The organism is Collinsella aerofaciens, assembly GCF_040910265.1.
Classification (GTDB): Bacteria; Actinomycetota; Coriobacteriia; order Coriobacteriales; family Coriobacteriaceae; genus Collinsella; species Collinsella aerofaciens_BK.
This window is the reverse complement of record NZ_JBDGAW010000007.1, coordinates 1-13,923: the sequence shown is the minus strand read 5'-3', so window position 1 is coordinate 13,923 and position 13,923 is coordinate 1. Positions and strand designations below refer to the sequence as shown.

The following is a 13,923-nucleotide window of genomic DNA, read 5'->3' as shown; positions in this document are numbered from 1 at the left end:
AATTCTTCCTGCGGCATCGCTCAGTCCTCTCTCGTAATCGGGGCGACCGTCGCCCCGCAAAATGCAATTAAATCATCAGGTGCAAGCTCAAGCTGATAACCACGCTTGCCTCCCGAAATAAAAATGGTATCCCAAAGGACACATGTCTCATCAATGAGCGTCCGGTAGCGTTTTTTCATACCGACCGGACTGCAGCCGCCGCGAACGTAGCCAGTCGCCGCAAGCAAATCCTTCACATGCATCATGGCCAAGGACTTCTCCCCCGCGGCACGCGCGGCGGACTTTAGATCGAGCTCGTCGGCAACGGGGATGCAGCACACGACGTGGTCGTTGGACGGCGTCACGCAGACCAAGGTCTTAAATCCTTGTCCGGGCTCCTCGCCAAGCTGCTCCGAAATCGCGACCCCCAGGCCCGCCGACTCATCACCATCGTCTTCGTACGTATGTAGAACATAGGAAATGCCGGCGCTTTCCAGCTCGCGCATCGCATTGGTTTTTGGCGTCTTTACAGCCTTTGCCATGGCATATCCTTTCCCTCGCATTCGGACGCAAGGATTAAGTATATGTCCAATTCGGCTGCATACGTCACTTCGACACAGCAAGCGCCATCGAATCACAAGGAGTCGATGGCGCCCATAAACTGAATCGCCTATTTATTGAGCATCAAGTTGAGCCTGACGCTCCCGGTCACGCCTGAGCAACGGCGCCAAAAACTTGCCCGTATAACTCTGCGGACAGTCCGCAACCTGCTCCGGTGTGCCCGAAACCACGACGGTTCCGCCGCCGTTACCGCCCTCGGGGCCCATATCGATCAGGCGGTCGGCAACCTTGATGACATCAAGGTTGTGTTCAATCACCAGCACCGTGTTGCCCGCATCGACCAAGCGCTGCAGCACATCGAGCAGCTGGCGGACGTCCTCAAAATGAAGGCCGGTCGTCGGCTCATCCAAAATATAGAACGTCTTGCCCGTCTGGCGTCGATGAAGCTCCTTGGCGAGCTTCACACGCTGCGCCTCGCCGCCCGAGAGCGTCGTAGCGGGCTGGCCCAGGCTCACGTAGCCCAAGCCTACATCGTACAGCGTCTGGAGCTTGCGCTTAATCTGCGGGATATTCCCAAAGAAGGCCAGTGCCTCGGTGACGCTCATGTCGAGCACGTCCGAGATGGTCTTACCACGGTAGGTGACCTCAAGCGTCTCGCGGTTATAGCGTTTGCCGCCGCAGACCTCACAGGGGACATAGATATCGGGAAGGAAGTGCATCTCGATCTTAATTTGTCCGTCGCCCTTGCATGCTTCGCAGCGACCGCCGCTCACGTTAAAGGAGAAACGTCCCGGTGAGTAGCCGCGCGCCTTCGACTCCGGCGTACTCGCAAACAGCGCGCGAAGATCATCCCACAGGCCAATGTACGTAGCAGGGTTGGAACGCGGCGTGCGGCCAATCGGCGACTGGTCGATATCGATAACCTTATCGATACACTCGATGCCCTCGATTTTCTTATACGGACCCACAGGGCGCGTCGAACGGTGAATGGCATTCGTAAGGGCAGGTGCGATAGTGTCGGTAACCAGGGAGCTCTTACCCGATCCCGACACGCCGGTAACGACCGTAAGCGTACCAAACTCGATCTTGGCGGTAACGTTTTTGAGGTTGTTGGCGCGGGCGCCCGTGATCTTAAGGCAGCCGCGACCGGGCTTGCGGCGCTCATCGGGAACCCGGATCATTCGTTTGCCGGTCAGATAAGCGCCCGTCATCGACTCGGGACACGCCATGATATCGGCAGGCGTTCCCGCCGCGACTACGTGTCCGCCGTTCACGCCCGCGCCGGGGCCCATGTCGATCACATAGTCGGCAGCACGAATCGTATCCTCATCATGCTCGACGACGATGACGGTATTGCCGATATCGCGTAGGCGCTCAAGCGTCTTGATCAGGCGCTCGTTATCGCGCTGATGGAGGCCAATCGATGGCTCGTCCAAAATGTACAGGACACCCATGAGGCCGGCGCCGATCTGCGTTGCCAGGCGAATGCGCTGGGCCTCGCCTCCGGAAAGCGTCGCCGAGGCACGATCGAGGGTCAGATAGTCGAGTCCGACATCGACCAGAAAACGCAGGCGCTCCAGGATTTCCTTGACGATGCGTCCGCCGATAAACTGTTGGCGCTCGGTGAGTTCCAGGCCCTCAAAAAACTCGAGCGACTCACGGCACGACAGACAACAAACCTCGTAAATGGACTTGCCGCCCACGGTGACGGCGAGCATCTCGGGGCGCAAACGAGCGCCGTGGCAGCTCGAGCACGGCTCCTCGCGGATGTACTTCTCCAAGCGCGCCTTGGTGTTCTCATTCGTCGTCTCGGTATAGCGCTCGTACAGGATATTGCGCACACCCGAGAACTTGGTGTCCCACTGGCTGCGGCGCCCATCGAGCTTTTGATAGTCGACCGAGATCTTCCGGTCGCCCATGCCGTCTAAAAACGCACGACACACCCGCGGAGGCAGATCCTCCCACGGCGTATCGACGCTCACCTTAAAGTGTTTGCAGACCGCAGCGAAAATCTGCGGATAGTAGTTAGAGTTGCCAAACAGGCTGCCAAAGACCCCGTCGGCGATCGACTTCGAGGGGTCTTCGATTAGGGCCTCGGCATCGACCGTCTTCTTAAAGCCCAGGCCATCGCACTCGGGGCACGCGCCATAGGGCGCGTTGAACGAGAAATCACGCGGCTGCAGGTCATCGATGGAGTGTCCATGCTCCGGGCACGCTAACGCCAGCGAATACTCCAGCAACTCGCCTTCGGTCCCCTCGGGAGCGTCGCGGTCGGGCAGCAAGTATACGTTCACATTGCCGTGCGCCAGCGCAGTCGCCTGTTCAACGGACTCGGCAATACGGCCCAGCGAGTTCTCGCGAATCACGATGCGGTCGACCACGACCTCGATATCGTGCTTGAATTTCTTATCCAAATCGATAGGGTCATCAAGCGAGCGAACCTCGCCGTCGACACGCACGCGGCTAAAGCCCTCGGCGCGAAGGTCCTCAAACAGCTTGGTGTATTCGCCTTTTCGCCCGCGCACCACCGGTGCCAGCACAAACGCGCGGCGGCCCTCCCCCGCCGCCAGGACCTTATCGGCGACCTGGTCGGTCGTCTGGCGCTCAATGACGCGGCCGCATTCGGGACAGTGCGGGGTGCCCACACGGGCGAACAGCAGACGCAGATAGTCATAAATCTCGGTTACGGTGCCAACCGTCGAGCGAGGGTTTTTAGATGTCGTCTTTTGGTCGATCGACACCGCCGGCGAAAGGCCGTCGATTGAATCCAAGTCGGGTTTGTCCATCTGGCCCAAGAACTGGCGCGCATAACTCGAAAGGCTCTCGACGTATCGACGCTGGCCCTCGGCATAGATAGTGTCGAATGCCAGCGAACTCTTGCCCGAGCCAGAAAGACCGGTAATGACCACGAGTTGGTCACGCGGAATGGAAACATCGATATCACGGAGGTTGTGCTCACGAGCGCCGCGAATAACGATAGAGGAATCAGACATGGAAGCTCCTTGCCTCCTATTGCATCGAATCATACTGCCGATGAGTTTAGCGCACTCGACGCGCACAGATGTTCGTAATACAAGATTCGCAGACCTTTAGCTTTGCGTATCGGGCGCTTTGTTTCTCGAAATGCCGTGGAAAGGTTACAGTAATCTAATACTGAACTTAATTTGCTGTACCAGAGGAACGTCCATGACCGAAGATATCCCCCTTGAAATCACTTCGAGCGACATGGCCAATCTGCCCATATTCATCGCCGTCCTTATCGTGGCCGCCGTCGTCGTGCGCGTGTATTTTTCAATCAAACGCAACGAAAAGCCACCCATTGCCCGCGTCTTTTGGTGCGCGACGCTCCTCATCCCGCTCGGCGTGGTAGCTGCATGGATTACGAATCAATCGCTCGTAAATGAGGGCAGCTCCCTATGGGTCCTTTCTTATTCGGCGCTCGGTGCTGCCGCCGTCATGCTTCTTGTCGAGCCCTTGGTTTCGGGACTTATCGACCAAACCGACCTTGCGACGGGAACGGTTGCCTGTATTTGCCGCGACATCCTTGTCATCGCCGCTGTTTCAGCGCTCTCGTTCGTTTCAATCGAAATTGCCTGCAACGAAACGTTCTATCGCATTCCCGCCAACTCATTCGGGTTTTCCGTCGGGTTGCTCGCGACGGTTCTGCTCTCCCTTTATTTGCTGGGACAGCGTCATGGAGGCGTCATGGTCCTCGTGCCCGTCGTCTGTTGCGTCCTTGGCATTGCCGAGCACTTCGTCATAACGTTTAAAGGCGAAGCCATCCTGCCAAGCGATATCTTGGCCCTTGGCACCGCAATGGAAGTGAGCGAGGGATACGAGTTTACCTTTACCGCCGGAATCGTAACCTCTCTCGCCCTGCTGGAGATTTCCCTGGGGCTTCTTTCGCTCATCCGACCGCGAAAGCTCCGTACGCCCACCCATGTCTTCCCCGCTATCGCCGCTAACCTCTGTGCTTTTCTGCTAGTGACCGTTGTGGGGCTCTCAGGCTTTTCCAACATCGACTTGGAGCAGGCGCTGGATTTTGGATTTGACCGTTGGCAGCCCATCACCACGTATGCGTCTCAGGGTTTTATCACTTCGTTCACCGAAATGGTCAACGAGTTGCCCATTGAGAAGCCCGAAGACTATACGCCCGATGAGGCGCAGAGCATCGAGCAGGAGCTCGCCGCCGTCTACGACAGCACATATGGCTCGAGCGAACAGCGCGCGGCGGCCGTTGCCCAGTTCAATGAAATCAAGCCGACGATTGTTGCCGTCATGAACGAGAGTTTTAGCGACCTTTCGTGCTTTGAGCAGCTCCAGGCGGCCGGGTACTCCGGCCCCGCATTCTACAGCTCGCTTCCCGACACACTTGTTCGCGGCACCATGCTCGCTTCGGTCGCCGGTGGCGGAACGGCGAACTCCGAATTCGAATTTTTGACCGGAGCGACAACGGCCTTTGTCGGATTAGGCAAGATCCCCTATCAGCTGTATCAGATGAATGGCGTAAACAGCCTGGCAAAGGACCTTAAAGAGCTTGGGTATACCACTACCGCTATGCACCCGCAAAACCCCGTCAACTACCATCGAGATAAAATCTATCAGCAGCTGGGCTTTGGAGACTTTCTTTCAATCGGCGATTTCGAAGGTGCGCCCTATTACCATGCCGGCGTATGCGACTACGCCACCTACGACAAGATACTCGACCTGCTTAGAACCGACGAAGCGCCGCAGTTCATCTTTGACGTCACGATGCAAAATCACGGCGGCTACGACTATGGCACCGTTCCCGCCGAAGAGCTGACAAACTATTGGGTCGAGGGAGCCAGCGAAGGTGCCAACAGCGCGCTCAACACCTATCTCACCTGCATCAACGCATCCGACCGGGACCTCGAGTACTTTATCAACGAGCTCCGCAACATCGGCAGACCGGTTGTTCTTGTCTTTTTTGGCGACCATCAGCCGAGCGCCGCAACGACTCTCAACGACGAGCTGTACCCTCAGGAAGATACGGCAAGCCACGCTTTCCGTATCTATCAGTCGACATATCTCGTCTGGGCTAACTATGAGATCGCCGGCAATACCGAGCTCAACGTCTACGACACCGTCGGGGCAAACGAGATTGCAGCCATTACCCTTAATAAGATCGGCGCCCCGCTCACCAATTACCAAAAGGCCCTGCTTGCGACAAGGTCAGATGTGCCCACCATCAATGTCGCCGGCTATCTCGGTGCCGACGGGCTGCGCTACGACTTGGAATCGGAAGACAGCCCCTACGCCTCGACGATCGACAAGCTGCAGCGCATGCAATACCTCGAGTTCGCCAGCAAAGTTCAGTAAGCCCGCCCATTCGCTTGGGCCCATCGTATTGCAAGCACGCTCGGCCCAAACGCATCGCAAATGACTCCCGCTCGCAAACGAGGGTACAATGACGCTCGTGTCACATCGCGGGGCCCCGGCCCCAGCATATACAAAGGAGTCATACATGGGTTGCGAACACGCACAGGCCGCCGGCGGACAAACGTCGCCGTCGCAATTTGTGGAGAACACGCTGTCCGAGGTCAAGCGCGTCATCGCCGTGCTTTCCGGCAAGGGCGGTGTCGGCAAGTCATTTGTCACCGGTGCCATCGCCACCGAGCTTGCCCGTCACGGCCACAAGGTCGGCGTCCTCGATGCCGACATCACCGGTCCCTCTATCCCCAAGATGTTCGGTATGAGTGGACGCCACGTCCATGCCCTTGGCAACCTTATGCTGCCCGAAATCTCCGAGCACGGCGTCAAGGTCATGAGCTCCAACCTGCTGCTCCAAAACGAGACCGACCCCGTCCTTTGGCGCGGTCCGGTCATCGCAGGCGCCATTAGGCAGTTCTGGAGCGAGACCTCGTGGGGCCCCATCGACTACCTGCTGGTCGACATGCCTCCGGGAACAGGCGACGTCGCGCTCACCGTCTTCCAGTCGCTGCCCGTCGACGGCATCGTCATCGTCACGAGCCCGCAGGATCTGGTCTCGATGATCGTCGCCAAGGCGGTCAACATGGCCGAGAAGATGAACGTCCCCATTCTGGGCATTGTCGAGAACATGAGCTATATTGAGTGCCCCGACTGCGGCAAGAAGATCGAGGTCTTTGGCAAGAGCAAGCTCCCCGAGGTCGCAGAGCGCTATAACCTCGACATCTTGGGGCAGCTTCCCATTAATCCGGCACTCGCCGAGGCCTGCGATAAGGGCGAGGTCGAGACCGCGCTGCCCGATGGCATGTTGCCCAAGGCAGTCTCTGCCGTCGAGGCTATTACCCCGCACGAGACCGACGAGGCCTAAGTGAACGCGAGCGCCTTCTATGACGTCCTGGTAATCGGCGGCGGGGCTTCAGGCCTCGCCGCCGCCATTACGGCCGCACGCGTTGGCAAAAGCGTCTGCATCGTTGAGCGCGATGTCGCCTGCGGCCTTAAGCTCCTTGCGACCGGTAACGGCCGCTGCAACCTCTCCAACGAATCGATCGATCCTCAGCGGTATAACCACCCAGCATTCGTCACATCCGTCATGGGCCCCCAGCCCGAACAAGAGCTTATGGGTTTCTTCTCCTCGCTGGGTATCATGACAACCTCCGAGGAAGGCCGGCTGTACCCGCGCTCCCTTCGCGCCGAATCGGTGCGCGACGCGCTTCTCAACGTTTGCGACCGCCTAGGTATCACCTTAATCTGCGGAGCCTACGTTGCCTCGGCGCACAAAGCTTCCGAAGGCTGGGCACTCCAAATAGACCGTCCAGCGCGGGCGCTCAAGGCAAAAAAGCACGACGACCGAAAATCGGAGCTCCGCTCGCTTCGGAAAGCGCTCGCTGATGTCCCTCGCAAGAACGTGGCCCTGCAGGCACATGCCGTAATTATCGCCACGGGCGGCAACCCCACCGGTATCGCCGATACGTTTCGCCTCCCCCTCACTTCGCTGCGCCCCATCCTCTGCCCCGTATCGGCAACGGTCTTTGGCGATCGGGCGGCGCTCAAGACGTTGGATGGCCTGCGCGTCCGCGCCCGCTTGACGCTCGCCCGCAATCATAATGAGCTCTGGCACGAAGACGGTGAAGTGCTGTTTCGAACCTTCGGTATCTCGGGCGTCGCTGTCTTCAACCTCTCTCGTCGTATCCAGCACGGCGATACGATCCTGCTCGACGTTTTCCCCGACCTCTCCAAAGACGAGTTGCTCGATACGCTCAACCGGCGCGTTGAGCTGCTCGGCGGCTTTTCGCCCCGCGATCCCCGTTGGCTCGACGGCATGCTCGCCCCGCAACTCTCCCGCGTCGTCTGCACAGCGTTCGAGCAGTGCCATCCAGGCTCCAACGATGTCATCCACCTGGTCTCGATCCTCAAGCACTTTAAGTTGCTCGTCAAGGGAACAGCCGAGGAGCGCTCAGCGCAGGTCACGCGTGGTGGCGTATCTGTCGAGAGCATCTCAACGCCCAGCCTACGCGCGCGCAGCGTTGTCGACGCCCCGCTTTACGTCTGCGGTGAAGCGCTCGACATCGACGCCGATTGCGGAGGCTTTAACCTTGCGTGGGCCTGGATCTCGGGCATTCGCGCTGCAAGCAGCCTGTAGCCGCGCAGTCTATAATCAAAAACGCATTCGGGCCGTCTGGGATACCGGACGGCCTCTTTCTTGCCTCTAAGGAGACCTCGATGATCGAAATCACCCAAGTCAACGCGTCGCTCGATGAAGCCGACGATGAAAATGCCTGTCTCATTGTTGGCAAGCGAGTCGCCAAGCGCGTCCTACGTTGCAAGGACTCCGAGATCAAGTCCATCGAGCTCCACCGCAAGTCAATCGACGCTCGCAAAAAACGAGACGTCCATTTTATCCTGAGCTTTCGTGTTGAGCTGACTAGTCCCCACCTCGAGCGAGAAGCGGTCGACAGCGTTGCCGAGCGTGACCGCTCGCGCGTACGCGCGATAGAAGACGATGAGCCTTCATTCCCCTCCCCCGCCTCCGACGCACCTCAAGAACGCCCTGTCGTTGTCGGCGCCGGATGCGCCGGCCTTTTCGCTGCGCTTACGCTCGCCGAAGCAGGTCTTAAGCCCTTGCTCATCGAGCGCGGCGACCCGGCATTTCGCCGCTCGCAGGCGATCGACCTCTTTCTAAAGGAGCGCATCCTCGACCCCGAGAGCAATATCCAGTTTGGCCTGGGCGGCGCGGGGACCTTCTCGGACGGCAAGCTCAATACGGGAACCAAAAATCCCGCCCATCGCCTTATCCTCGAAACCTTCGTCGAGGCGGGTGCGCCCCGCGATATTCTGTGGGATGCCAAGCCGCACATTGGCTCCGACATCCTTCCCACGGTCGTCACCGCTATATCCCAGCGCATCGAGCAGCTCGGAGGTGTCGTCCGTTATCGAACGAAGCTCGTCGACATTCGCATCGACGCGTCTGGCGCCATCACCGGTATTGATGTCCAATCGTCCCAAGACACCGCTTGCGAGCTAATCGAGACAAAGCACCTCATCCTCGCCTGCGGGCATTCTGCTCGCGATATTTTTGAGCTCCTTAAGGACCACAACGTGGTCCTCGCACAAAAGACCTTTGCCATGGGCGTTCGCATCGAGCATCCGCAGCGCGACATCGACCGAGCCCAATTCGGAGCCTCGGCGGGACATCCTGCCCTCGGAGCAGCCCCCTACAAGCTCGTCGCCCATCTTCCCAACGGCCGCAGCGTGTTCTCGTTTTGCATGTGTCCCGGCGGGCAGGTTGTCGCCGCCTCTTCCGAGCAGGGCCACTTGTGCGTCAACGGCGCCAGTCTCAATGCCCGCGACGGACGCAACGCAAATGCCGCCCTGCTCGTTAACGTCACGCCTGAGGACCTTCCCAACGATGACCCACTCGCCGGCATCGAGCTCCAGCGCGCCTGCGAGGCGGCCGCCTACCGCCTGGGCGGTTCCAACTGGAACGCACCGGCACAGCTCGTCGGAGATTTCCTCGCAGGACGCGCCAGCAAGGCGCCCGGAAAGGTAAAGCCCACCTATCCGCTCGGTGTGACCTGGACGGCAATTGACGAAGCCCTGCCGCAGCATATCGTCGAGTCGCTCCGCCTGGGACTTCCCCTACTTGGAAAAAAGCTACGAGGCTACGACCGCTCCGATGCTGTCCTTACCGGCGTGGAGACTCGCTCGAGCTCACCGGTCACCGTCACCCGAGACCGAACATGCCATGCCGTGTCGACCCCGGGCCTCTACCCTTGCGGTGAGGGAGCTGGATATGCCGGCGGCATCATGAGCGCCGCCACCGACGGCATCCGTTGTGCCGAAGCCCTGATCGCAGACCTCTAACGCACGAATTCCAGCGCGCAAAAGACGCATGCCCCGAGCTCCGCAGGGAACTCGGGGCATGTTCGCTATTTCTTAAACCGTGCACCCTGGCGTTTTCTGCCCGATGCGAACGTGGAACCCTTGCGAGCCTGCGAACGTAAGCGCTCGATCGTCTCGTCCTCAGACGCACCCTCGAGCATCGCCCGAATCTGAACGACGGCATCGCGCAGGCGCGCCGCCTCCTCAAAGTCCATGGCGGCAGAAGCGTTACGCATATCCTCTTCCATGGTTTCGACGATCCGCACGAGCTCGTCATGCGGCAGTTCTTCCAACTGCTCCGCAAGTGTCTGCTCGGGCGCCACCGTTTCCGGCACGCCACCCTCGCCCGACTCATCGGGCGTATAGAATGCGCCATGGCCAAGAGAGTCGCCCTTCGAGCGTCCCTTGGAACCCACGGTTTTTTCGGCCTCGGCAATAAAACTTGAGATGTCGTTGATGGCCTTGCGCACCGTCTTGGGCACAATGCCATGCTCTTCGTTATATGCCATCTGAATCTCGCGACGGCGCTGCGTCTCCTCGATGGCCTCTTTCATCGAATCGGTCACAACGTCAGCATACATGATGACTTCGCCATCGGCGTTACGGGCCGCGCGGCCAATCGTCTGAATCAGCGAACGGCGGTTGCGCAAGAAGCCTTCCTTATCGGCATCGAGAATTGCCACCAGTGAGACCTCGGGAAGATCCAAGCCCTCGCGAAGCAGGTTGATGCCAACGAGAACATCGATCTTGCCCTCGCGCAGCGTTCGCAGGATCTCGACACGGTCCATTGTCGCCGTATCAGAATGCATGTAATTGACCTTAATGCCCGCATCAAGCAGATGGTCGGTCAGGTCCTCGGCCATGCGCTTGGTCAACGTGGTCACCAGCACGCGCTCCTTGCGGGCAACGCGCTCGCGAATCTCGTCCTCAAGATCGTCAATCTGACCGCGAACCGGACGCACATCGATCTTGGGATCGAGCAGGCCGGTCGGACGAATAATCTGCTCAACATCGTTCTGGCTCACCCGCAGCTCGTAGTCGCCCGGCGTGGCCGAAACGTAGATGAACTGGGGGATCCTTGCCTCAAACTCATCGAAACGAAGCGGGCGGTTATCGAGTGCCGAAGGAAGGCGAAAACCGTGTTCCACCAGCGTCACCTTACGCGAGCGGTCACCTTCGTGCATGCCGCGAATCTGCGGCACCGTCACATGGCTCTCATCGATGATGCAGAGCATGTCCTTAGGGAAGTAATCGATCAGGGTAAACGGCGGCTCGCCCGGTTTTCGACCGTCCAGATGACGCGAGTAGTTCTCGATACCGTTACAAAAACCCATGGTCTCGAGCATCTCGAGATCATAGTCGGTGCGCTGCTGCAGACGCTGTGCCTCGAGCAACTTGTCGGTCGCCTTGAGCTCGGCCACACGCTTCTCGCACTCTTCACTGATTGATTTCAGAGCCGCCTTGACCTTCGGCTTCTCGGTCACGTAGTGCGATGCCGGCCATACGGGGATGGCCTCGTACTCACGAAGCATCTCACCGGTAACCTCATCGATCTCGGCAATAAGCTCAACCTCGTCGCCAAAGAACTCAAACCGCAACGGATGCTCGGCATAAGGCGGATACACGTCGACAACATCGCCGCGCACGCGGAACGTGCCGCGCGCTAGGTCATAGTCACTGCGATCATATTGAATGTCGATAAGTGCATGGATAAAGTCATCGCGCTCGAGCGGCACTTTCTTGTCGACATTCGGCGCCAGCCCCGCATAGTCCTCGGGAGAGCCGATACCGTAGATACAGGACACCGAAGCAACGACGATTACATCGCGTCGAGAGAGCAACGAGGCGGTCGCCTGATGTCGCAGCATCTCGACCTCTTCGTTAATCGAGGAGTCTTTCTCGATATATGTATCGCTTTGCGGCACATACGCCTCGGGCTGATAGTAGTCGTAGTACGAGACAAAGTAGACCACAGCGTTGTTGGGAAAGAACTCTTTGAGCTCGCTCGCAAGCTGAGCGGCGAGCGTTTTATTGGGAGCCATGACCAGCGTCGGCTTCCCCAGGGCCTCAATAGTCTTAGCCATCGTGAAGGTCTTGCCCGAACCAGTCACGCCCAGCAAAACCTGATAGCGATCTCCGTCCCTCACACCCTGCACAAGCGACTCAATGGCCTTAGGCTGAGAACCTGCAGGCTCATAGGGAGAAACGACTTCAAACGGCACCTCAGCGCCCTCAACGCCAAAGCGCTTAAGTTCACCACCAACGCGTTCTACTTCAAATTCCGCCATGGATACTCCTAACTCATACATCTGCAGTATACGCAGGAGGTGGGCTTAGTCCTATACGAACCGATCGGGATAGAGCGTCTTATAGCGAACCCAGGCATTATTGACGCGAATCAGATAAGCCTGCGTCTCGGGGAAGGTAATCGCATTGTGAAGCGAGGTGCTCTGCTGCGCCCAACCATCCACATTGCCCATGCCGGCGTTATATGCGGCAATAGCGCTATCCGTCGACCCGTTGAAATACGTTAAGAGATACGAGAGGTACGCGCAGCCAAACTCGATATTCGTAGCAGGATCGTTAAGGTTGTCGGCCGAATACCCCCCACCGTCGACAAGACCCTTGGCGATCATATCCTGGGCAGTCTCGGGCATCAGCTGCATCAATCCCTGAGCACCCTGATTCGACTCAGTCTCGGGATCCCAATTCGATTCCGACTTAATGACAGCGCACACCAGATACGGATCCAGATTATGCGAAATACTAGATTGCTTTACATACGCCTCGTAGTCAATGGGATACAGCGGCTTAAAGAAAGCCGCAGGAGCACACGAGTAAACGAATGAGATAAGGCCGAAGGCAAAAACGGCAGCCAGCGGTATAAGGCGATACCACGCAAAGAAACGTGTCTTAGGCATCGGCATCCTCCTTATTCGCAGTGTCTATAAACCCATGGCATGCAAGCCATGAGTCAAGCTGCTCAAAGAGCGAATTATCGCCTGCGGCATTATCAATCACCGTTGTAGCGAGATTGCACAGCGCAGACTCATCGGGCTGGCAAGCAGAACGGGCATCGAAATCAGATGGCTCCATACCACGTTGAATAGCGCGCTCGCGACGAACTGACAAAGGGGCGCTGATGACCAGAATTTCATCAGCCAAGCCAAATGCATCCTCAAAACCAGTCGGGGCAGAAACCTCGACCACCGCAAAGGGGTAACGGGGAGACGAAACCGTACAACAAACCGGATCGAGAATCCTAAGCGAAAGCTGTTCAATGAGAACGGGGTGCACAAGGCCATTGAGCCGTGCGACCGAATCAAGAGAAGCGAAAGCTCGAGAAGCGAGGATGCTGCGGCGAATGCCGCCTTCCTCATCCAAAATATCCCAGCCAAATTCTTCCGCGAGGGCATTGACGATATCGGAGCCTGGCACATACAGCGATTTTGCAAGCTCGTCCAGATCGATAAGCATGGCGCCATGAGATTCGAGATAGCGGCAGGCAGTCGACTTACCCGAAGCAATATTGCCCAAGACAAAAACGGTAAACATCAAGTCCTCCCTAACGCCAATGGGAGTTATTATCGCGCAAATACAAAAGAAGGACTCAAAATACAGCCAAACAGTAAGACAAGCTAAAAGAAGGCGAGTTCTTGTATTACAGCTCTCTATAAAACGCAAAAAAAGGGGGAGGCCGCGAGGTCTCCCCCTTCTTCAGTTTCGATGACGGCTCGGTGCCGTCCACCGGTCAGCGGCGCCCTGGCCTCCCACGGGCTGGCCCCGCAGTACTCTCGGCGCGATGGGGCTTAGCTTCCGGGTTCGGAACGGGACCGGGCGTGCCCCCCATGCTCTGGCCGCTGACCGGTGGGCGGCGCCCACCGTTACGGTGTCCTGGGTCTCATCTACGTGCCCTGGGGGCCGCATGGCGCATAGGGGAGGTGACTCGGGGGCATCCTCGTGCCCGGACCGCGCGCATGAGCGCTCAGTCCCGCGGGCCGCGAGGTGCGGTTCCGGAAGAGCTCGGGCGATTAGTGCGGCTCGGCTGAGGACGTC

Annotated in this window: 9 protein-coding genes and 1 rRNA gene; 4 read left to right on the top strand and 6 right to left on the bottom strand. The window is 58.3% G+C overall.

Going from position 1 to position 13,923, the window contains the following annotated elements; all coding sequences use genetic code 11:
• Positions 1-20 precede the first annotated feature (20 nt).
• Together ybaK and uvrA are read right to left on the bottom strand one after the other, a co-directional pair.
• Entirely contained in the window at positions 21-521 is a 501-nt protein-coding gene (gene ybaK / locus AB5Z14_RS04395; protein ID WP_089573609.1) for a Cys-tRNA(Pro) deacylase, read from the bottom strand.
• 132 nt (positions 522-653) lie between these two features.
• Positions 654-3,533, bottom strand: coding sequence for an excinuclease ABC subunit UvrA (uvrA, locus tag AB5Z14_RS04390; RefSeq protein ID WP_368130466.1), 2,880 nt, complete (start codon positions 3,531-3,533; stop codon positions 654-656).
• A 193-nt stretch (positions 3,534-3,726) separates the two neighbouring features.
• On the opposite strand from uvrA, the gene AB5Z14_RS04385 reads away from it, so the two are divergent.
• The 4 genes from AB5Z14_RS04385 (at position 3,727) to AB5Z14_RS04370 (ending at position 9,849) form a co-directional block, all read left to right on the top strand.
• Positions 3,727-5,880, top strand: a complete 2,154-nt coding sequence (locus tag AB5Z14_RS04385) for an LTA synthase family protein (RefSeq protein ID WP_368130465.1) — start codon at positions 3,727-3,729, stop codon at positions 5,878-5,880.
• A 145-nt stretch (positions 5,881-6,025) separates the two neighbouring features.
• Complete coding sequence (locus tag AB5Z14_RS04380) at positions 6,026-6,856, top strand: Mrp/NBP35 family ATP-binding protein (protein WP_368130464.1); 831 nt, start codon at positions 6,026-6,028, stop codon at positions 6,854-6,856.
• Positions 6,857-8,128, top strand: coding sequence for an NAD(P)/FAD-dependent oxidoreductase (locus tag AB5Z14_RS04375; RefSeq protein WP_117564881.1), 1,272 nt, complete (start codon positions 6,857-6,859; stop codon positions 8,126-8,128).
• A gap of 80 nt (positions 8,129-8,208) precedes the next feature.
• On the top strand, positions 8,209-9,849 hold the full coding sequence (locus tag AB5Z14_RS04370; protein WP_253056479.1) for an NAD(P)/FAD-dependent oxidoreductase: 1,641 nt from the start codon (positions 8,209-8,211) through the stop codon (positions 9,847-9,849).
• 65 nt (positions 9,850-9,914) lie between these two features.
• Here AB5Z14_RS04370 and uvrB read toward each other — a convergent pair whose 3' ends face one another.
• The 4 genes from uvrB to rrf all read right to left on the bottom strand — a co-directional run bounded on the left by uvrB (position 9,915) and on the right by rrf (position 13,732).
• Positions 9,915-12,155 (bottom strand): excinuclease ABC subunit UvrB, encoded by a 2,241-nt coding sequence (uvrB, locus tag AB5Z14_RS04365; protein ID WP_368130463.1) that lies wholly within the window; start codon positions 12,153-12,155, stop codon positions 9,915-9,917.
• Between the two features lie 51 nt (positions 12,156-12,206).
• Complete coding sequence (locus AB5Z14_RS04360) at positions 12,207-12,788, bottom strand: lytic transglycosylase domain-containing protein (protein ID WP_368130462.1); 582 nt, start codon at positions 12,786-12,788, stop codon at positions 12,207-12,209.
• Positions 12,781-13,422 (bottom strand): dephospho-CoA kinase, encoded by a 642-nt coding sequence (coaE, locus tag AB5Z14_RS04355; protein WP_368130461.1) that lies wholly within the window; start codon positions 13,420-13,422, stop codon positions 12,781-12,783. The genes AB5Z14_RS04360 and coaE overlap by 8 nt, the downstream gene beginning before the upstream one ends.
• A gap of 194 nt (positions 13,423-13,616) precedes the next feature.
• Positions 13,617-13,732: ribosomal RNA gene (gene rrf, locus AB5Z14_RS04350) — 5S ribosomal RNA — on the bottom strand.
• Positions 13,733-13,923 lie beyond the last annotated feature (191 nt).

Excerpts from the sequence above, each read along its gene's own strand:
- ybaK (WP_089573609.1), bottom strand. The coding sequence starts at position 521 with ATGGCAAAGGCTGTAAAGACGCCAAAAACCAATGCGATGCGCGAGCTG.
- uvrA (WP_368130466.1), bottom strand. The coding sequence starts at position 3,533 with ATGTCTGATTCCTCTATCGTTATTCGCGGCGCTCGTGAGCACAACCTC.
- AB5Z14_RS04385 (WP_368130465.1), top strand. The coding sequence starts at position 3,727 with ATGACCGAAGATATCCCCCTTGAAATCACTTCGAGCGACATGGCCAAT.
- AB5Z14_RS04380 (WP_368130464.1), top strand. The coding sequence starts at position 6,026 with ATGGGTTGCGAACACGCACAGGCCGCCGGCGGACAAACGTCGCCGTCG.
- AB5Z14_RS04370 (WP_253056479.1), top strand. The coding sequence starts at position 8,209 with ATGATCGAAATCACCCAAGTCAACGCGTCGCTCGATGAAGCCGACGAT.
- uvrB (WP_368130463.1), bottom strand. The coding sequence starts at position 12,155 with ATGGCGGAATTTGAAGTAGAACGCGTTGGTGGTGAACTTAAGCGCTTT.
- AB5Z14_RS04360 (WP_368130462.1), bottom strand. The coding sequence starts at position 12,788 with ATGCCTAAGACACGTTTCTTTGCGTGGTATCGCCTTATACCGCTGGCT.
- coaE (WP_368130461.1), bottom strand. The coding sequence starts at position 13,422 with ATGTTTACCGTTTTTGTCTTGGGCAATATTGCTTCGGGTAAGTCGACT.